Here is a 20169-nt window from a genome sequence, read left to right on the forward strand (position 1 = left end):
CTAAGTGTGGTTAGGTTAGCGTAATGCCGTCAGGCCACAGTCAGCCTGCAACTTTTTATCCAGTTGCTTGAATTCAGCGCCATTGCCGGTGGCAAACGCATAGGGATTAGTGGATAGATAACGGTTGTATCTGACTTGGCGCGCGGTGTATTTTTCTGCCAGGCCATCGGCGTAACATTCACAGGCAGCAGGCTGTTTTACACTCAGCACCTGCTGGCAATCCGCGACGATTGCTTGCTTGTCAGCGCCAGTCCAGGGCTGGGCATAGCTTTGACCATTGGCCCGCGCTTGCGTCAGCATGGCATACATCAACTCCACACTGGCGCGCAATTTGCCCAAGGCTGACGTTTGCAAAGTGTCCTGATGCTTCACTTGCAAGCTGCCAGCATCGACCGAAAAATCGGCTTCCAACACAGCTTGCTCAGGAATCTGGTAGCCCTGTGCGGCGAGCATGATTTGCTTGGCAGGCTCTGCCTGCAATAGCGCTTGTGCTTCGGCAATATCGGCCGCAGGTAAACGCAATTGCCAATGTGCCTGGCAGGCGTCTGCTGAACCTGCCGTCATTTGGCCTTGAATCAGCTGGTCATTCACCGCATCAGCAAAGGCTGGCGGAATACGCTGCAGCATGTACTGCATTTCTTTGCCGGCCAAGCCATTCAACGCCTGCGCATCCAGACAAGCCAGCACAGACTGGCTAAACAACAGCAATCCTAATGTAGTCACGCAGTGCGCAATGGTTGGCATGGTTTGTGGCCTTGTGAATGATCTGTGCATTGGAGGCTGCGTGACCATAAAAAGTTTTGCAGCGCAGGCTTTAAATGAAAACGGGCGCCTGAGCGCCCGTTTATGTCATTAAGAACAAATTATTTGTTCATAACGTACATAGTTACTTCGAAGCCGAAACGCATTTCGGTAGCAGCTGGTTTAGTCCACATAGTCATTCTCCTTGATCTTAAATTCGTGTTAGCGATTGCTATCAACGTGTGATCATATTAAAACTGCCCGCCACAATTGTCGTGATTAAACTGCGCAACATGCATTCATGATTTTCATGAGTCTAGCCTGATGCCGTCTTTAAGCAAAGCGGGACTTGATATAGCGCAACAGCTTGCGCATGCCTTTGCGGCCGATTGTTTTCTTGAGTGTCACCTTAAAGTCATAGACATAAAACGGCCATAAAAACTTCCACTGCAGGCGGCGACCGGTCATGCCCAGATACATCTGCAGAAACTGCTTGCGGCCATCCCAATGCAACTTGTGCAAAGCTCGTGTCAAATCAGCCAGGCGTTGCTTGATCATGGTCGCGGTGGGCGTTGCGTGCAGGCGCGCCGTGTCAATCAAGACAAAATTCAATTGCTCGCCCTGGCGCTGCACCAGGATATTGCCGCCAGAAAAGTCGCGGAAATAAATACCCGAATTGTGCATATGCAAACAAAAGCGGGCAAAGGCGTGATACAAGGTGTCGGCAGCAATGCCTTCAAACTCGCTATGGCCGTTTCTAAATGCCAAAAAGGCTTTTGAAATGGCAAAGTCATGCGGCACAAACGCCGAAATATAAAAATTGCGGCGCAAGGTGGTGTCATTGGCATGCTCGATGTAGGCCAGCGGCATCGCTGTGCCTACGCCGCGGCGCAACAACTCCATGGCGCCATTCCAGCTACGTTTAGCTTTGCTCGGTTTATGTTTGTCCAACCAAGTTTTATGCCAGTACATACGTACCGGTTTTTTAACGGTGACCTGTTGCGTGGCATCGCGCGGATCGGGCAGTGACCAGATGGCGTTTCTGGCATGGCGCAAAGCGTTTTCCTTGGCTGGCGGCAGCAAGGTTTCTGGGTGCCAGGCCTGCCACAACTGTTGTGCCTGCTCGGCATTTGCCGCCAAAATCATGCCGCGCCAATCGCCCTCTTCAATCGGGAAATACTGCTGACCCGCGATATGTGCGTGAATCACGGTGCCACTCAACACGGGTCGTGGCGTGCGCAAGACAATCTGTTCAGCTTGTGGCCACACCAGGTACAAAGGTGACTCAGTGAGCATTTGCTTACCCTGCACGGCTTCACCATCGCGGTTAAATAGTTGCGCTTGCTGCAAACTATGCGGTGAATAAATCTGGTCTAATAAAGCGCATTGGCCGTTCACAGTCCAGGCAATATGCACCGTTTGCCCATGCTGTTGCAATCGGTGGATTTCAAGGCCATTACCGGTGCTGACTGGCGCAATATACTGTGCGCCATTGAGCCAATAGCTGACCATTTTAAAGGCGGAAAAACTCGGGTTCTGCTGGTAATCAGCCACCACACCATCGGCTGACTTGTAATAAGCCACGCGCTCCAGCGCTGGATAGTCGGCATCTTTCAAGCCATCATCAATCAAGCCTTCACGATGACAGACAAATGCCCCCCAATTGGCATGCCGTAATGCCCCCGCCGCTGCGAGCAAGGTGAAATAACGCGTGACATAATCGGCCTGCTTCTGTGCGCCGTCAGGAAAACGGCGCTTGATACGATAAATCGCCCAAAATGCCACGGGTGACACCAGCGTAGGCACGCCGAAATCTTCGCCGATTTTTTGCAGCAGCTTGGCTTTTTTAATCAGGTTAAATTTGAGCACGCGCGTCCACTTGTGCTTGAGAATACGGAAATCCGCCAGCTCGGGCTCAACCACGCGCTCCACAAACAGATTATTGCTATGCACATCCGGCAAGCGGCGCTCTGAGCCCAAGGTCTTGAGCAGATTGATGTTGTAGACAGGCTCAAAATCCTGGATATTCGGACCCACCACCACGACCTGATATTCCCTGGCCAAGTCGTAAGCAATTTGCCAGGCAACCATAAAACCAGGCATGTCATAACCCGCCCATTTTTTACGATTGACGGTATTGCCTATCTCCAGTGCTGCAATACTTGTGGCGTAGCTTTGCAGCAACTCGCTGATAAACTGCTTCCAGCTGGCCTGCGCCTCGTTGCTGCGCATATTTCTGGCCGCCTCATAAGGCTGTACGGCATGCAGCGTCACCGAAAATTCTGCTGCCAGCAAACGACGCAAAAAGCGCTCCTGAAATGGTCGTGCATCGTCATCGCTGATATCCAGGCGCACGCGCTTCACATCCAATGCCTGCAATTGCGCAAGCACGTAGTCATCGGTGGCCGGGTCAGCATTGCTCGCCACGCATAGCCCGGTAAAATCCTCAGGAATCGTATGCGTGATTGCGGGCAAGTGACTGTTCTTGAGCCATAAACCACCCGCAGCGATATATTTCAGACCATCTATCATGACCTGGCGCGTGAGCATCGAAGGTTGTGTCTTCTTCAAAACGAGTTTTACTCCGGCAAGCGATAACGCTGCTCTTTATACAACAGCGCAGGCAACAGGCTATTCGCCAATGCGCGCTCAGCTAACGCAACGCCATCAGCAGGCGCGGCCGTATTTTGCAATTGCTTGCTGGCAGGATCATAACGTCCGAATGCAGCGGGCTTGCCTTCGCGCAGCACCACGACCTCATTCTCAACCACCGTTGGCCCCATTTGTTGCATCCAGCCAAAGTTGTAGTTGTACTGCATCATGGCGCGGCCACGGTAGTCAGCACTCACATTCGACAAGTCATGCCCAGTCATTGGGTGTTGGGCTTCTATACCCATTAATGACAACACTGTCACCGGCAAATCAATCTGGCTGGCAATCGCATCCACCGTTTTTGGCTGCACAGCCCCGCCCAGTATCAGCGCCGGGATATGGAAGTGCTCAATCGGCACCAGTGAATCGCCACGTACGCGAATATCGTGGTCAGCCACCACCAGGAACACCGTATCGTTCCAGTAAGGGCTGGCCTTGGCTTTTTTAAAGAACTCGCCTATCGCGTAATCGGCGTATTTCACCGCATTGTTATCCGTGGCTTTGGGCTGCTCATAAAGCTCAATACGACCATCCGGGAACTCAAATGGCGCATGGTTGGAAGAACTAAATGCCAGGGTAAAAAAGGGTTTGCCGCTGGCATGATGCGCCATCAGCTGCTCATGGGTTTTATTGAGCAAATCTTCATCTGACGCGCCCCAACTAGCCACGAATACCGGGTTCTTGAAGTCAGGCTGGTCGGTGATCTGCTGGAAACCATTGCCCATAAAAAAGCTGCGCATATTATCAAAATGGGATTCGCCACCGTAAATAAACTCGGTGAGGTAGCCGCGCTTGGACAACAAAGAGGCCAAAGTAAAAAAGTTTTTCTGGCTTAAATCCAGCTTGACGGTGCTGTCGGATGGCGTTGGTTGAAAACCGGTGACAACGGCCTCAATGCCACGCACCGAACGCGTGCCGGTCGCATACAAGTGTGTGAACCAGATACCCTCTGCTTTGAGTTTTTCCAGATTTGGCGTCACCGGCTTGCCGCCCAGTGACTCAACAAACCCCGCCCCCAGACTTTCTTGCAGCAAAATGACCAGGTTCAACGGTTTGTCGCGTGTCACACTAGGCACCAGTGTCGTCAGCGTCGGGATATCCGTCGCTTGCGCGCCGGTCAGGGCAAAGATTTTTTCGCGTGGCAGCTTGCCATAAATCGCACTTGATTTCGCTTCGTGCTGCAAGCTATAGGCGGCGTAAAACACAGAATAGGTCGAATTCAATATCAGGCTGTTGACCATGCTATCTTGCGTAATCGCGAACAGGGCAGGATTGGCTGGGCGATGTGTCAGCGTTGAGCGTATCCCTAACACCGTTAACACAAGTATCAACGGCCACACCAGCCACACCGCCGGGCTTGCCCATTTGGCCTCAGCCTGACGCCAGGGTTTAAGCAGTTTGGCCACGGCGACAAACGCAACCAACGTCATGACCAGACCAAACACCAACTCGGTCTTAAAGCCCTGCCACAACATGCCAAATACTTCGTGCGGATATTTAAGGTATTCGACAAAAATACGGTTAGGCCGTACATCGTATTCGAGGATAAAGCCAGGCGTGGCCGCTTCCAGAAACACCAGCAAGACCAGTGATAACAATACCCACCAGTAAGTGAAGCCACGCCAAACCTTGAATAATTTCCGCGTCGCCAATATGGGTGAGAGCAAGACAGGAATGAGTGCCAGCAAGCCGAGCTGGATCACATCCACGCGCACGCCTTGCAACAAAATCTGGCAGAACTCGCCCGTGGCTTGCACACGCTCCCATTTCCAGGCCACCAGACCCAGGCGCGTGAGCGAAAGCAACAGCAGCCCGCTGATAAACATGACAATGAGCGGTGCATAAGGGCCAAACCAATGACCAATGGCCCATAATTTTGAAGTGGAACGTGGCTTGCCGAAGTAACTTGATTGCATGGTTGCTTAATCAGATTGATTCAAGCGTGTGATTATAACGGGTTATTCACGATTGTTCGCGCAGGGCCAACGCTACTCAGGCAAAACAGACTTTTTGCGCAGGTCTAGATACACCACGGACAGCAAGCCTACCGGAATCACAAAGCCCACCAGCAGCGGCACTAAATCCACCAGCATATCGACAATGCCGGTCTGGCTGGTGAATAAACTCCAGGCTTTTGCCAGCAGCGGAATCACCGTAAACAACAAGGTGGGAATCAAGAACCAGATCGTGCTGGTCGCACCGCGCTTTGCCAGGCGTGCGCAAACATAAGACACCACAGCAACTATCACCGCTGCCCCAGCGCCCCATACGGCACCTGCCACGATTGTGATCCAGGTGCCGACCTGGTAAAGCAGCAAACAGATAATGGCCGTCAGGATGAGTTTTCGATTCAAGGCGATTTGCATAGAGCAAGCTCCCAATAAAGATATGTCCCAGGTTAGGACAACGTCGCCCGGAAATTGTTTTGTGACTGCATGCCGCCACTAACGGCGCAGCAGCCTTTTCAACCAGCATCTGAGCAGCTTACACATGACCCACGCAGCACCAAGTATGCTGATTAAAAACAAAATCACTGGCATTGGCACCAACGCGGGTGCTTGCTCTTCTAGCGCCAACCCTTCTTTCAACGGTTCTGGCAACGGATTCGGCGTCACCGGGATAATTTGCCACTGGCTTCTATCCGCCGGTGCCTGTTGCAGGTATTGCGCAAAGCTATATACCGGCGCCAGGCCATCTGCCCGGCTGGAAGGAAATTGCGGGATGCGCACAAAGTAAATGGCTTCCAACTGTTCAGCCATTGGCTGCATGACGGTTGAGGTGAGCGTGGTTTTGTCACCCGTGTGCGCAATATTGAGCAGGTCATTGCCAATTGCATCAAATGCCACGGCAGGGAACAGCCGGGTCATTTCAGTATTGAGGTAGTCATAAATGGCGCGGCCTTTTTGCAGGCTGCGCTCCGTCGCCGCCACATACCAGTAAGCTGCGCTGGCTTTGAGCAGGCTTTCCACACCCCGTGGCGGCACTTGCCAGCCTAAGTTGCGCAAGGTATCTATGCTGATACCTGCACAGTTTTCACGGGCGCGGTCATAGACAAAGTCATTGCGGTAAAAATGCTGGAAAACGCGATTGTTGAGAGCCTGAATCTGCTGGGGAATGTCTGCCTGGCTAAACACGGCCACCAGCATATACGAAGGCCGATAAAAGGATTGCCCGCTATTGAGGTCGCCCATGTATTTATCAAACGGCGTCACCCCGGCAATAATGCCTTTTTCGCTGTTGCTGGCCAGGTTGTAATAATTATTCACCAGCCACGATGCATACTCTCCCTCGGCACCAACAACGCCGGTGGCCAATGCAAAATGCCCGCCATGCGCTTCGTCGTCATCGCCTTGCGCGCCATTGAGCAAAATGCCTAACGCCGCTTTGCCGGACGACTGTTGTGCTGCACCGGGCGACTTCTCCCATAGCAAGCGGCTTTGATACGGGCTGCGGGCACCTCCATGGGCAAACTGCACCAGTGATTGCAGGCTTTCACCTGCTTGCAAAGGGCGTGTGCCCGCCGTGAGGTCGAGTTTAAATGCTTGCGGCCAGACTGTACGCGCCACCAATGCTTGCTCTTCCAACGTTTTCCCCTCCAGCTCACCACGGATGGTCAGTGGGCCTTGGTTGAAAAAATGGCTGGTGCTAGCGTTCCAATACGAGCGATTGCTGGCGATCTTGGGCACTAATTTAAATCCCAATCGCGCCCCTTCTACGCTAGTAACCGTCGTTGCTTCAGCATTCAAGGTCAACCCTGACCGGTGCTGATTGGCACCCGTCCACACTAAGGCAGGTAAGGCCTCCGGAGTTAATCCTTGCGTATCCTCAACGCCACGCTTAGTAGCGTCAAAATGGGTCACCAATGCATTGCTGTGCGGCAAGGCAAAGGTTTCATGACGAAAATACCATAACGCTTGCGGCAATGCCTGGCATGGCGAGCACACACCATTGACCGTTTGAAATTGGTTTTGTGCATATAAGCCCAGCTGACTGCTTCCAGGCTCGCTACAGGCAAACGACGAAATCAGGCCTAAGCCCACACCCATCATGCGACGCATGCCTACCCCCTCAACCCACGCAGGTAATCACGCACGCTGTGCCAATACTCCGGCTGACGCAAACATAAATAAATAGCCACCAGCACATTGACCGCGGCCGTAATGGCAAACAATTGCGGAATACTGACACCCATGCCAAACAACAACACCGAAAATCCGGCCGAAAGCACCATAAACAAGGCATTCATAATATTGTTAGCCGCGATCACGCGTGACTGATACCCAGCCTCGGCGCGGCTTTGCAGCAACACATACAGCGGCACGATATACAGACCGCCACTCACCCCCAGCAAAGCGACATCGAGCAACATGCGCGCATAATCAACACCGCCCAGCGTATGCAAACTTAAGACGGGATTAGCCAATAACTGCTGCTGAATACCGCTGGTGGTCGTAGCAAAATCCCAGGCAAATAAGGACATCCCTGCCGCCCCCAGCATGACCAGGCCCAGCTCCTGTTTGCCTTTGGACAGCTTTTCACACCAAACCGACCCCACACCCACGCCCACTGAAAAAATCGACAGCAGGCTGATAAAGTCACGCTCGCTGCCCTGCAACACATTTTTTGCCAGGTTAGGAAACTGTGCCAGCATGGTCGCCCCAAAGAACCAGAACCATGAGATGGCAACAATCGCCACCCACAAGGTTTGCTGCGCCCAGAACGTGCGCACATTCTTGATCGTTTCGGTGATCGGGTTCCAATTAATGTTGATCTCAGGCACAGGCGCCGGTGACAACGGAATACCGCGGCTCAGGTGATAGCCGGAGACAGCGACCAGCAATACACTCAAACTGGTAAACAAGGCATGTTGCTCTAGACTACCCAGCCAGGCACCCAACACCTGCCCCAGCAAAATAGCCACGAAGCTGCCCATCTCGACCAGGCCATTGCCCGCCGTGAGTTCACTGGGCTGTAAATGTTGTGGCAAATAAGAGTACTTTACCGGCCCAAACAAGGTGGAATGCACGCCCATTAAAAACAATGCCAGCGCCAGCATGACCAAACTGCGGCTTAAAAAACCGATGCTGGCAAACAGCATGATACAAATCTCCAGCCCCTTCACCAGCCGGATAATCTGTGATTTTTCGTATTTATCTGCCAATTGCCCAGCCGAGGCCGAAAACAGGAAAAACGGCAAAATAAACAGGCCAGGCAGCAAGGTCGCTAATGTCGCCCCATCCAGCGTCGTCAGGCTGGCGGTGTTAAACGCCACTTGCGTAATCAAGGCGGTTTTAAACACATTGTCATTAAACGCGCCTAAACCCTGTGTCCAGAAAAAAGGGCCGAAGCGTTGCTGGCTTAGTAAGTTGAATGGATTGGTCATGTTCGCTCAAAAATATGTCTGGTTTCAAAAACAACAGGTAAGAAACTTTGGCCGTTGATGTTCAGCAACCGCTTCAAGGCAAAGTCATATAACAAGGGATGGTGATTTTTTAAAGTGATTAGAAAAGGCTTGTGCGTCTCACTCAACCAGCCATTTGCAATTAAAGTGTTTAAGTTTGTGAGTGGCATGATGCCAGGTAACGGATAGTCCGACCCATGCACCAGCCTGGGATGCCAGTGCTGTCGTTTGATTAACTCCGGCAAAACCCAAGCGTGGTTGATCAGTGTTGTGGCTGAAATATCACCATACAACAAGGTTTGATAGTCCGGCGTATCCATTAAACGGGTGAACAAATCAAAACTGCGAATACTGCGGCCTGCATGATCCAGGTCTTGATCCATGCCATCACTTGCGCAATGTGCCAGAATGACCTTCACACCATGGTCGAGTGCGCGCCGCATTCTCAGCGGATTGCCATAGGCCTGATCACCGCCCGGGACAGCACTCTCCTGGCCTGTATGGCTAATAATAGGGATCCCTAGACTTGCCGCCTTCTTATAGAAAGCATCGCACTTGGCTGACGCTGGATCTATACCCATGCCAGAAGGCAGCCACTTGATGGCTTTGGCACCATGCGCATGAGCGTGCTCAAGTGCGTCAACTGCATCTGGCCTGAATGGATGAATACTAGCCACCCATTCATAGCGATCTGGTTGCCGCTGGGCAATCGCCGCCGCATATTGGTTGGAAATATGAAAGATTGAGTGCTGCTTGAGAACTTGGCCTTGCGCATCGCGATGCCAGTCAAACGCAAATAACATCAGCTTCATGCCTGGTGGTAATGCTTGTGCCAACGCATCCATGCGGCTCACGGAAGTCACATCTATTTGTGCAGGATCGGCACAGGTAGCATTGATATAGAATGATTTTTGCAGCTTGAGCTGAGGATGCAGCCACTCATCCATCGCTGGGTTAAACCATGTCTCATTCGATGCATCACCCACACCAACCAAATGCACATGCGCATCCCAAACCTGATCAGGCCGTATGTCTTGCCACAGCACTTTCCAGGTTTCATGCTCGCGTAGTGAAGCTGGAAAAGCTGCAACGCATGGGTGTTTCAACCCGCTGTCTGGCACATATTTCCAGGCAGCCTCTGTCAAGCCTGCACAGAGTAAGGCACCACCAGCGATCATAAACTGTCTGCGATTCATGCAGCTGTTTCCGCCATCTGCTTCAATGTGACATAGTCTGTTTTGCCCGTGCCCAGCACCGGGATTTGCGCCACTACAATGATTTTGCGGGCGATGGCTATTTCAGGCGCGCCCATGTTTTTAGCCACAATCTGCAAATCTTCACGCTTGAGTTTGGCATCGGTGGTAAACAGTACGATGCTTTCACCGCGGCTGGCATCTGCGACCGTGGTAGCAGCATGTTGTTGTTCCGGAGCTGCGGTAGTCGCCATTTTCTCCACCACTTCGAGCGAGACCATTTCACCAGCCACTTTGGCAAAGCGTTTAACGCGGCCTTTGATATGAATAAACCCTTCACTATCTATTTCAACCACATCGCCGGTGTCATACCAGCCGTCTTGCGGTGCAACCAACACCCCAGGGTTGTCATACAGGTAATAGCCCTGCATGATGTTGTCGCCTTTGACCAACAAACGGCCGCCGTTTTCGATGCCTGGCACCGGCTCTAGTTTGTGCTCAATGCCAGGAAAAAACTGGCCGACTGTGCCATTGCGGTTAGCCATCGGCGTGTTGGCTGCCACCACAGGCGCGCACTCGGTGGTGCCATAGCCTTCTAATATGCGGATGCCAAATTTTTCGTGGTAAATCTTGCGCACTTCTTCATTGAGTTTTTCAGCGCCGGCAAACACCACGCGCAATTTATAAAAGTCGTACGGGTGTGCATATTTGGCGTAGTTGCCCAGAAACGTGCTGGTAGAGAAAAACACCGTGCAGCCTTTGTCGTAAATCACTTCCGGGATCAGCTTGTATTGCAGCGGTGAGGGGAACAGCAGCATGGGGATACCGTTTAACAAAGGCAGCAAGGCGCCGGTAAACCCAAAGGCGTGAAACAGCGGCAAAGCCATCATGAACTTATCCGCCGGGCTGAAATCCAGTGTTGCCAAAATCTGGTGCGTATTGGCCAGGATGGCTTTATGGCTATGCACCACCCCTTTGGGCTTGCCCTCGGAGCCAGAGGTAAACAACACCACTGCAGTCTCTTCGGTAGTGACCGGCTCCATGGCCGCGCGCGGGTAATGTAAGGCGTAGCCCATGAGCCAGGCACGGTCCAACATGCCAAACTGGCTACGCAAGTCTTCGAGGTAAACAATATTCAAATCGCTCATTTTGGCGACCGTCTCCTCCAGCTTGGCCGCTTCAATAAATTTGCGTGAACTGATCACCGTACGGATATTGGCGGCGTGGCAAGCATTTCGCATACCGTCTGCGCCAGCAGTGTAATTGAGCATGGCAGGGATTCTTTTAAAGGCGCTCATCCCCAGCACTAGTGCCAGCGTATTGGTGATATTTGGCATCAATACGCCGACCACTTCAGCAGGGTGACTGACCTTGGTGGCGATGCGCCCCAGTGCCAGGCTGCGCTTGAGCACTTCCTGGTAGGTATCTTCAACCTGGTTCATATCCTCGATGATGTGCGACCTGGCCCCATATTTATCCATGGCGTCCAAGAACGCTTCAAACAGGCTTTTGCTTTGCTGGGTTTTAAACAGCATATGCTGCATGATGCCGCGCATGGCCTCACCCGCAATCCGGCGGCGCTGCTTGGCCGTGAGTGGCGCATGATGGCCGTGCTGCTCAATACGGATGTCAGTCGTGGGCAAAATCTTCAGGGTCACACGCGGTAACAGTTTGCGTGGATGCGCATCGGATAAGCGGCCAAAATAGGACTGCGCTGCGCCTTCAACTCTGACTGGCAAGATTTTGACACCAGTTTTAGCCGCCACAAAGCCAGGGCCGTCATACACCTTCATCAAGGCGCCGGTCAGGGTAATGCGGCCCTCAGGGAAGATCACCACATTCTCGCCTGCATTTAAGCGCTGTACGACTTTCTTCATCGCCAGCGGGCTAGCCGGGTCGACGGATAAATGCGGCGTCAGCTTTAACCACCAGCGAAAAAAGATATTTTTTAGCACGCCGGTATGCACCACAAAAGTCGCGCGCTTGGGCAAAAATAAGCCCAACAACAAGCCATCCAGAAACGACTCATGGTTGGCAATAATCAACAACCGGTCTTCCTGCGGCACGTTCTCCAGCCCTGTCACCTGCACGCGGAACAGCAGACGGCAGATCCCCCTTAATACACTCACCAGCATGGTTTGCTCCCTGTTAAATTCTTTTATATTTCGTCTTTGATGTAGTCCAGCACGTTTTGCAGTGCCTGCTGCATAAATGATTGATTGACCCAGAAATAGACTTCGCGGCCAATTTTCTCGCTCTGCAAGGCGCCCCCTCGTTCGAGCACTTTTAAATGATGTGTGACCGCGGTGCGGCTTAACTGCGAGCTCTCTGCAATTTGCAGAATCGTCAGCCGCTCGTTTTTTTCGAACGATAGCAAAATCCGTTGCCGGTGGGCATCACCCAGCGCAACGAAGAGCTCTGAAATAGCGTTCCAGGGTTCTGGAACTTGGGTCACTGTTTTCATATAACTATATAATTAGTTATTTAGTTTATTTTGTCAAGTACCATCGTACAAAACGATCATGCGCATGGACTAGTCTGTGCTTCATTAAAGCATCACCCAACACCAACGCCTGCCCCGCTACACTCAATGCCTTATGTAAAGGAGTGTGAAATGTTACGCCTGTCAGTATTATCCTGTTTGCTTGCCTGCATGCCGTTGGCAAGCCACGCCAGTGCACAAATCAGCCTGGCAAACACGAACTGCTCCGGGGATATGGCGCTCTCATCAGTCAGCGGTATCTCATTAAGCTGTACAGGCAACCTGAGCCTGGATGGTGGCTGGCTAAAGTCTGACAGCACAATATCACTGTTCGCCGGTGGTGACCTCACACTCAACAACCTCAGTCTCTATGCGCCGGAAATTAGCTTATCAAACTTGACTGGCAACTTGAGCATAGGCAGCAACGTGCTATTCGACACCACACGCACGCTAGTGCTGACCAGTGGCGCCACGCCCTTAGACATTTGGTCACCGCGCCCAGTGATTGCATGGCAGTCATTTAATATAGACTTGAATCCTGGTGCCGTCATCAGCGTGAGTAACAGCACGGGTGCCGCTCACCAAACCATCGTTCATAGGCCAGAGCTGGCAGGTAGCCTGGTACTCTCAACCGCACAAATCCAGATGCTTACTCAAGAATCACGAATCACCGTGATGAACAGCGCTGGCATTAATGTCTCTGCAGTGCCCGAACCTGATGGCTATATGATGCTGTTAGCGGGCTTAGGGCTGATGGCTTGCAGACGCAAGTCAAAGAATTAGCCAGCGCAGGCTGAAAGATGTGTTTGCAGTAGGCTGAGCATGGCGGCATCGCCAGACTGATCTGCACTAAAGGCAGTCAACCCGGATTCACGCGCCTGCTCGGCGATACGCGCATGGTTGACGAATAAAGGCGTCGCTTTTAACCAGTCACCCTCGCCCGCCAGTGCCAATAAAAAACGCAAGGCTTCGGTGCTGGTGACAACGATGCCGTGTAACTGGCCGTTGGCGTAAGCCTGCTCTAATGGTTGGGCGCTGCTTTGCGGATTCACACGGCGGTAGCATTCGCCAAACACCACTTCTGCGCCGCGCTGCTTTAAGGTCTCAGCCAGCACCTCACGCCCGCCCACGCCACGCACAATCAGTACGCGCTGCCCTTGCATCTGTTGCAATGCAGGCAGCGCCAGCAAGGCTTCGCTGTCAAATCGTTCGCTCGGCGTCAGCACCTCTGTCACGCCAAAACCTTGCAAGCTGGCGGCTGTGGTTGGGCCAATTGCAGCAAATTTTAGCGCAGGCGCAATACCTGCCTGTTGCAATAAAGGCATACCATATTGCACGGCATTGCTGCTGATAAACACGGCCCAGTCAAACTGGCTTAACGGCGTGACGGCCGCATGAAAAGCACTCAGGTCGTCGAGGCCTTTAATATCCAGCAGCGGAAAGGAAATCACGGTGCCGCCCGCGCCAGTGATCGCCGCAGTCAGCTTGGTGGCTTGCTCGGGTGGCCGCGTCACCGCGATATGCATCCCGGCCAAGGGCAAAGTCATTTCACGCCATCCAGCGTGGCCAAAATTTTATCGGCACCACGTGCCACCAGTTGCAGCGCCAATTGCTGGCCCAGTTTCTCTGCCTCAGCCGCATGGCCGGTGACAGTTTCTTTAAGCATCTGCTTGCCATCCACACTGGCGACAAACCCTTGCATAGTGATGGTGTCACCCTGTTTGGTCGCATAAGCACCCAGCGGCACCGTGCAACTTCCTGCCAGCGCACGGCTGAATCCGCGTTCAGCTTCCACGCACAATTGCGTATCCACATGATTCAATGGCGCCAACACGGCCATCAGGTCACTGCGATCCGCATTAATTTCAATCCCCAATGCGCCTTGACCCACGGCTGGAATACTCTCTGCCGGACTAATGAAACTTTTGATGCGATCGCCCAGCTCCAGGCGGATGAGCCCAGCGGCCGCCAGGATAATCGCCGCATATTGGCCCTCATCCAGTTTGCGCAAACGGGTTTGCACATTGCCGCGCAATGATTCGATTTTTAAATGCGGAAAGCGCGCCTGTATCTGGCTTTGGCGGCGCAAGCTGGAGGTGCCCACCACGCTGCCCTCAGGCAAGGCTTCCAGATTTGCATAGTCGTTAGAAACAAATGCGTCACGCGGGTCTTCACGCTCACCGGTCGCCGTCAGCACGAAGCCGTCGGGCAAATGCATGGGCACATCTTTCATGCTGTGCACCGCCAGGTCAGCCCGGCCATCGGCCAGCGCATTTTCCAGCTCTTTCACAAACAAGCCTTTACCGCCTATGCGGGACAACGGGGAATCCAGAATCTGGTCGCCAGTGGTGGTCATGCCTAAAATGCTGACTTCGCATTGTGGATATAAGGCCTGTAACCTGGCCTGGATATGCTTGGCCTGCCACATGGCAAGCGCACTCTCACGTGAGGCAATAACGAGCTTGGCAGGAGGATTGAATGTACTCACAACGATCTGACCTTTAATGGATTTAGCGCAACATTTTAGCACGGCAAGACGATTGTTCCGTGCGCATTACCGGCCCGATACAGATGAACCTTTTGCTCCCCAAGGCAGTCGGATTGAGTTATGCTGACACCTGCATAGCAACCCGAAGTGGCTAGAAAAGTCGCTATTCAATGATAAAAATGGAGGACTATCCATGCAATACCAAATCGACATTTTCCTTTCTTCTCTCAATCAATTCTGGGTCGAACTGGTCCATTTTGTGCCTAAATTACTGGCTGCCATGGTGATCCTGTTTTTCGGCTGGCTGGTCGCAAAAGCGGTGAGATTAGGCGTAAAACGCATTCTTGAATTGACGCATTTCGATACCTTTGCCCAAAAGTCTGGCCTTGAGGCCTTTATGCGCAGCGCCAACTATAAAGTCACGCTGAGCGGCATCATCAGCCAGGTCGTCTATTGGCTAGTCATTTTGCTGTTTGTCATCACCGGCGCCAATTCATTAGGGCTGACAGAAGTGGCCTCATTGCTCAAAGAGCTGGCCAGCTACCTGCCGCATATTATTGTCGCCATCTTGGTGGTGATTTTCGGCACCCTGTTTGCCCGCTTTATCAACCGCCTGGTGTTTGCCTGGCTGCATAGCATCAAGTTCGAGCAAGCGCTGATCATCAGTACGTCTGCGGAATATTGCATCCAGATTCTGGCCATTTTCATTGCCCTGGAACAACTGGGCATTGGCATGCAATTGATTCACTCATTGTTTGTGATTGTGTTTGGCGCCGTATTTTTGGCACTGGCCATCGCCTTTGGCCTGGGCGGCCGCGACTGGGCAGCCAAAGTGATTGATCAAGCGCAACAGAAGAAAAAATAACCCCTCAAAAAGGCCACCCTCAGGCGGCCTTGATCACATGCTGGTGGCGACGACTCACCACCAGCGTCTCCGGAATCCCTTTTACCAGCACCACCCATGCGGTCTCCCCGGCATCTTCGCCTTCGGCAATACGCTGTTTTTCAAACCCGCTAATGGCATTGCGCGCCACCAGCGCATTGCGGTGGATACGCACAAACTGCGTAGCATAGGTGTGTTCAAGCTGGTTAAGTGAGGTTTCAAGCAAATAGCTTTTATCACGCGTGCGTACGGTCACGTACTTCAACTCAGCCCGTAAATAAAGCACATCTGCGATAGGCACCAGCACCACTTTGCCACGCTCGTGTATGCTCAAATGGTCGTGTGTTTGCTGCAAAGACAGCAACGCTTGTGACTGGCTAGTCTGCAGCGGTTTTGCCTTGGCCAGGGCTGCTGCCAGGCGCTCACTGCGGATGGGCTTGAGCAAATAATCAATCGCACTGAGCTCAAAGGCCTGCACCGCATAATGATCATAAGCGGTGGTAAAAATCAGGTTGGGCGGTTGTGGCAAGCCGCGTAAATGCTGCGCCAATTCAATGCCATCCATCACAGGCATGCGGATATCCACCAGCACAATATCTACACCATACGTTTGCAACAGCGCCATGGCCTCCACGCCGTTCGCGGCTTCGCCCACGACGTCGTAGCCGCCCACATCGCCGACCAAATCCCGCAAGCGCTGCCGAGCCAGTGGCTCGTCATCTACAATGAGCAAACGCTGGTTAGCCATGCACAACCTCAGATAAGGGACGCGTCGGGATCACGATTTCTACGATGTAACGCTGGTCGGCCTCATATTGCCGCAATTGCGCCTCCAGGTCGTAGTGCAGGCGCAAACGCTCACGGATATTTTTGAGCGCCATTTTATTGCCACCGGACTTGTCACTACGTGGCGGCAGCGGATTGCTGATACGCAACAGCAAACTTTTGCCGCTGGGGTGGATTTCAATCACGACCACGCCGCCCTGCGATTGCGGCTCTATCCCGTGATATACGGCGTTTTCCAGCAAGGGTTGCAGAATCAGCGGCGGGATCATCATCTCGGCAGGGATGTCAGAGAGTTGCCAGTCACATTGCAACCGCTCGTCTAGTCGTAGTTTTTCGATATTCAGGTATTGCTGGCATAAGGCAATTTCTTGTGACAACGGCACCAGATCACGGTTATCCGCCATCAGCACGCGGAACAGTTCGGCCATGTCTTCCAACGCCGTTTCAGCCCGTTGCGGCTGGCTGCGGATCAGCGACAAAGCAGCATTCAGGCTATTAAACAAAAAATGGGGACGGATACGCGCCTGCAAGGCCTGCAAACGCGCCTCGGCAATCGCCGGTGAATAAGCGCGCTGCAATAAATCCAGATAATACAAACACATCAGCACATCGGCCACACACAGCAACATCACCTGCCAATATTGTGCGGCGCTCAATGGCGCAATCCAGCGCTGGTAACCATAGGTAGACAGTGCAGTGATGCCAATCGCCAGCAAAAACAGGGCTGACAAGGCTTGTCGATAAGGCCAGCGGCTAATCACAGGGTATGCCATCGTGAGCGCGCCCAACACCAGCAACAGTGGCGGCAACCACTGACTGCCTATACGCGCCAGGTCACTGGCCCACAACGTGACATTCCAGCCAGACTGGCCGTCATACACCGTGAGCAAGGCCAGCAAACACAGGTGCAACAACAATACACGTAAGTGTATGCCCAGATTGCGAAAATTGGGGATGCGGCTACTTTTACGCACGGCGTGATGTTCGTTTATAATGTCGTGCCAGCATCATAAGTATTAAGTGCCACTGGCGCAAGCATGCGCTGTGCGCCCTATTTCTGGCAGAAAGAATTTTTGTTTTGACAACGTCCAATTCCAATACACAGTCATCTTTGCACCAAAAAGACCAAGCCTGGTCTGGCCGCTTTAACGAGCCAGTGGCCGAGCTGGTCAAACGCTACACAGCGTCTGTCGATTTCGACAAGCGTCTGGCCACATTCGACATTCAAGGCTCGATCGCCCACGCCACCATGCTGGGCGCACAAGGGATTATTTCAGCGCAAGATGTCACCGACATCAAACGCGGCCTGGGCGAGATTCTGGCCGAGATTGAAGCTGGGCAATTTGAATGGCTGCTGGACCTGGAAGACGTGCACCTAAACATTGAAAGACGCCTGACCGAAAAAATCGGCGATGCGGGTAAACGTTTGCATACTGGCCGCTCACGTAACGACCAGGTGGCGACCGATGTGCGCCTGTGGCTGCGCAGTGTGGTCGATGATGCCATTGCCGGCATCCGCGCCCTGCAAACTTCATTGCTGGATTTAGCCGATCAACACGCCGCCACTATCATGCCTGGCTTTACCCACTTGCAAGTGGCCCAGCCTGTGACGTTTGGCCATCACCTGATGGCCTATTTTGAAATGCTCAACCGCGATGCCGAGCGCTTTGCCGATGCGCGCAAACGTATCAACCGCTTGCCATTGGGCGCCGCCGCACTGGCAGGCACCAGCTATCCGATCAAACGTGAGTTGGTGGCTGAATTATTAGGCTTTGACAGCGTCTGCCAAAACTCGCTGGATGCCGTGTCTGACCGCGACTTCGCGATTGAATTTAACGCCGCGGCCTCATTGCTCATGATGCATTTGTCACGTTTCTCTGAAGAGTTGATTTTATGGATGAGCCCGCGCTTCGGCTTTATTGATATTGCCGACCGTTTCTGTACCGGCTCCTCCATCATGCCGCAAAAGAAAAACCCCGACGTACCAGAGTTAGTGCGCGGCAAAACCGGCCGTGTCTATGGCCACTTAATCGGCCTGCTCACTTTAATGAAAGGCCAGCCACTGGCCTACAACAAAGACAACCAGGAGGACAAAGAGCCGCTGTTTGACGTCGCTGACACCTTGCTGGTGACCTTGCAGATTTACGCCGACATGTTGCGCGGCATCACTGTCAAAGCCGACAATATGCGCCAGGCCGCACTGGAAGGTTTTGCCACCGCGACCGACTTGGCCGATTACCTGGTGAAAAAAGGCATGCCGTTCCGTGATGCGCACGAAGTGGTCGCTCACGCCGTGAAAGCCGGTGTGGAATCAGGCCGAGACCTCGCCGAATTTAGCCTGGCTGAGCTACAAGCCTTTAGTAGCACCATCAGCGAAGACGTCTTTGAAGTGCTCACACTAGAAGGCTCCGTCGCCAGCCGTAACCACACGGGTGGCACCGCGCCAGACCAAGTGCGCCGCGCCATCGCGCAAGCCAGGCAGCAATTAGGCAGCTGATGACCCACCGCCATCATCAACCGAGTAAGTGCAAATCATACCCGGTGATGATGGGGCTGCTTTTAGCTTTTAGCCTGTTGGCTAGCCAACCTGCCCTAGCAGCCCTTGGCATTGCGAATCCCAAACACGAACAAGCCATGCTGTGGCCGCTATTGCCAGGCGAAAGTGTCAACAGCCTGGCCGCCAAACTCTATCCGCAAAGCCCGGTGCTACAGCAGCGCTTTGTGCAACAATCCATCACCTTAAGCCGCAGTCGCGGCATCTTGTTGCGTCCAGATGAACGCAGTGGCACCGCGCAACTCATCGCCGTGCCTAATGCACAAACCCTGCATACCCTCACGCACAGGATTAAAAAAGCCGATGAAGTCGATACTGAAGCTTTTGTCACGCCGGGCCTTGTGATGAGTGTGCAACTTACGCAAGAAGCACAGCAAACCTCCTCAAGCTGGCATTTGCCTGCATTGAGTCTGCCAAAAGAACTCTCGTTAAAAGGGTATTCTTTTTCTGCGGGACATTTGACGAAACGCATTTCGGCAGTGAAATCACATATTGTGGAAACCTATCAGGCGAATGCTCAGGCGATTGCGCGGACGCCTGTGAAACAGCTTTATCAGGCACCGCAGTTAGCGGTGATTGTGGTGAGTGCGATATTGTTGCTGGTGTTGAGTTTGGTTTGGGGTGTTTTGGAAGAGCGCCGCTCTAAGGATTAGCCGCTTTGAATTTATATCTCTGAGATACTTGTGACATTTATTTCGCCTATTGGCGAGTCACTTTCTGGTGCTTGTCCCCCAGAAAGTAACCAAAGAGGACGACATCCAGCCATCACGGCCTTCGGCTCCCTTGCGTTGTTGGCTACGGCCGCTACGCTTAACATCGCTTCGCGAGTTAGCCTACGCCGTAACAGACTGCTGCGCAGTCTTAGTTATCAACAAAATAAGCCAGTCACGAAACTCGCCCTGACAAGCCACACACTTCGTGGCTTGTTGCGGAACTCAAACAGCCAATGGCCGAATACTCCCACGCTGATTGCGCTACTCGGCGCGTCA

Annotated in this window: 18 protein-coding genes; 4 read left to right on the top strand and 14 right to left on the bottom strand. The window is 52.9% G+C overall.

Translation table 11 applies throughout. The annotated features are described in order from the left end of the window. Positions 1 to 15: 15 nt before the first annotated feature. From INP78_RS12335 to INP78_RS12380, 10 genes are all read right to left on the bottom strand, one after another. Complete coding sequence (locus INP78_RS12335; protein WP_194742492.1) at positions 16 to 774, bottom strand: hypothetical protein; 759 nt, start codon at positions 772 to 774, stop codon at positions 16 to 18. An 89-nt stretch (positions 775 to 863) separates the two neighbouring features. Then, positions 864 to 935: a pyrroloquinoline quinone precursor peptide PqqA gene (gene pqqA / locus INP78_RS14660; RefSeq protein WP_081624291.1), complete on the bottom strand. Its 72-nt coding sequence runs from the start codon at positions 933 to 935 to the stop codon at positions 864 to 866. A 139-nt stretch (positions 936 to 1074) separates the two neighbouring features. Next, positions 1075 to 3312 (bottom strand): lipopolysaccharide kinase InaA family protein, encoded by a 2238-nt coding sequence (locus tag INP78_RS12345; RefSeq protein WP_368667992.1) that lies wholly within the window; start codon positions 3310 to 3312, stop codon positions 1075 to 1077. Positions 3313 to 3320: 8 nt separating this feature from the next. Continuing rightward, positions 3321 to 5309 carry an LTA synthase family protein gene (locus tag INP78_RS12350; protein WP_194742493.1) on the bottom strand — a complete coding sequence of 663 codons (1989 nt, stop codon included), beginning with the start codon at positions 5307 to 5309 and terminating at the stop codon, positions 3321 to 3323. 72 nt (positions 5310 to 5381) lie between these two features. Further along, complete coding sequence (locus INP78_RS12355) at positions 5382 to 5759, bottom strand: hypothetical protein (protein ID WP_194742494.1); 378 nt, start codon at positions 5757 to 5759, stop codon at positions 5382 to 5384. 78 nt (positions 5760 to 5837) lie between these two features. Next, positions 5838 to 7451 carry a hypothetical protein gene (locus tag INP78_RS12360; protein ID WP_194742495.1) on the bottom strand — a complete coding sequence of 538 codons (1614 nt, stop codon included), beginning with the start codon at positions 7449 to 7451 and terminating at the stop codon, positions 5838 to 5840. A gap of 2 nt (positions 7452 to 7453) precedes the next feature. Next, positions 7454 to 8776, bottom strand: coding sequence for an MFS transporter (locus tag INP78_RS12365; protein ID WP_194742496.1), 1323 nt, complete (start codon positions 8774 to 8776; stop codon positions 7454 to 7456). Then, entirely contained in the window at positions 8773 to 9990 is a 1218-nt protein-coding gene (locus INP78_RS12370) for an amidohydrolase family protein (RefSeq protein ID WP_194742497.1), read from the bottom strand. The genes INP78_RS12365 and INP78_RS12370 overlap by 4 nt, the downstream gene beginning before the upstream one ends. Further along, positions 9987 to 12122 carry a bifunctional acyl-ACP--phospholipid O-acyltransferase/long-chain-fatty-acid--ACP ligase gene (aas, locus tag INP78_RS12375; protein ID WP_194742498.1) on the bottom strand — a complete coding sequence of 712 codons (2136 nt, stop codon included), beginning with the start codon at positions 12120 to 12122 and terminating at the stop codon, positions 9987 to 9989. Before aas ends, INP78_RS12370 begins: the two co-directional genes overlap by 4 nt. Before the next feature lie 23 nt (positions 12123 to 12145). Further along, positions 12146 to 12451, bottom strand: coding sequence for a helix-turn-helix transcriptional regulator (locus INP78_RS12380; protein ID WP_194742499.1), 306 nt, complete (start codon positions 12449 to 12451; stop codon positions 12146 to 12148). Between the two features lie 150 nt (positions 12452 to 12601). Here INP78_RS12380 and INP78_RS12385 point away from each other — a divergent pair, with 150 nt between their 5' ends. Continuing rightward, positions 12602 to 13252, top strand: a complete 651-nt coding sequence (locus INP78_RS12385; RefSeq protein ID WP_194742500.1) for a PEP-CTERM sorting domain-containing protein — start codon at positions 12602 to 12604, stop codon at positions 13250 to 13252. On the opposite strand, the gene INP78_RS12390 is transcribed toward INP78_RS12385, so the two are convergent. Together INP78_RS12390 and hemC are read right to left on the bottom strand one after the other, a co-directional pair. Further along, positions 13249 to 14016 carry a uroporphyrinogen-III synthase gene (locus tag INP78_RS12390; RefSeq protein ID WP_194742501.1) on the bottom strand — a complete coding sequence of 256 codons (768 nt, stop codon included), beginning with the start codon at positions 14014 to 14016 and terminating at the stop codon, positions 13249 to 13251. The genes INP78_RS12385 and INP78_RS12390 overlap by 4 nt on opposite strands. Beyond that, positions 14013 to 14957, bottom strand: coding sequence for a hydroxymethylbilane synthase (hemC, locus tag INP78_RS12395; RefSeq protein WP_368667993.1), 945 nt, complete (start codon positions 14955 to 14957; stop codon positions 14013 to 14015). Before hemC ends, INP78_RS12390 begins: the two co-directional genes overlap by 4 nt. A gap of 193 nt (positions 14958 to 15150) precedes the next feature. On the opposite strand from hemC, the gene INP78_RS12400 reads away from it, so the two are divergent. Next, complete coding sequence (locus INP78_RS12400; RefSeq protein WP_194742502.1) at positions 15151 to 15822, top strand: hypothetical protein; 672 nt, start codon at positions 15151 to 15153, stop codon at positions 15820 to 15822. Positions 15823 to 15841: 19 nt separating this feature from the next. Here INP78_RS12400 and INP78_RS12405 read toward each other — a convergent pair whose 3' ends face one another. Together INP78_RS12405 and INP78_RS12410 are read right to left on the bottom strand one after the other, a co-directional pair. After that, positions 15842 to 16588, bottom strand: a complete 747-nt coding sequence (locus INP78_RS12405) for a LytTR family DNA-binding domain-containing protein (RefSeq protein ID WP_194742503.1) — start codon at positions 16586 to 16588, stop codon at positions 15842 to 15844. Beyond that, complete coding sequence (locus INP78_RS12410) at positions 16581 to 17600, bottom strand: histidine kinase (RefSeq protein WP_194742504.1); 1020 nt, start codon at positions 17598 to 17600, stop codon at positions 16581 to 16583. Before INP78_RS12410 ends, INP78_RS12405 begins: the two co-directional genes overlap by 8 nt. A 104-nt stretch (positions 17601 to 17704) precedes the next feature. Here INP78_RS12410 and argH point away from each other — a divergent pair, with 104 nt between their 5' ends. Next, entirely contained in the window at positions 17705 to 19123 is a 1419-nt protein-coding gene (gene argH, locus INP78_RS12415) for an argininosuccinate lyase (protein WP_194742505.1), read from the top strand. 47 nt (positions 19124 to 19170) lie between these two features. Continuing rightward, a complete protein-coding gene (locus INP78_RS12420; RefSeq protein WP_228522869.1) occupies positions 19171 to 19833 on the top strand; it encodes a hypothetical protein in 663 nt (220 codons plus the stop codon). Positions 19834 to 20169: the final 336 nt, after the last annotated feature.

The organism is Methylophilus sp. 14 (assembly GCF_015354345.1).
Lineage (GTDB): Bacteria > Pseudomonadota > Gammaproteobacteria > Burkholderiales > Methylophilaceae > Methylophilus.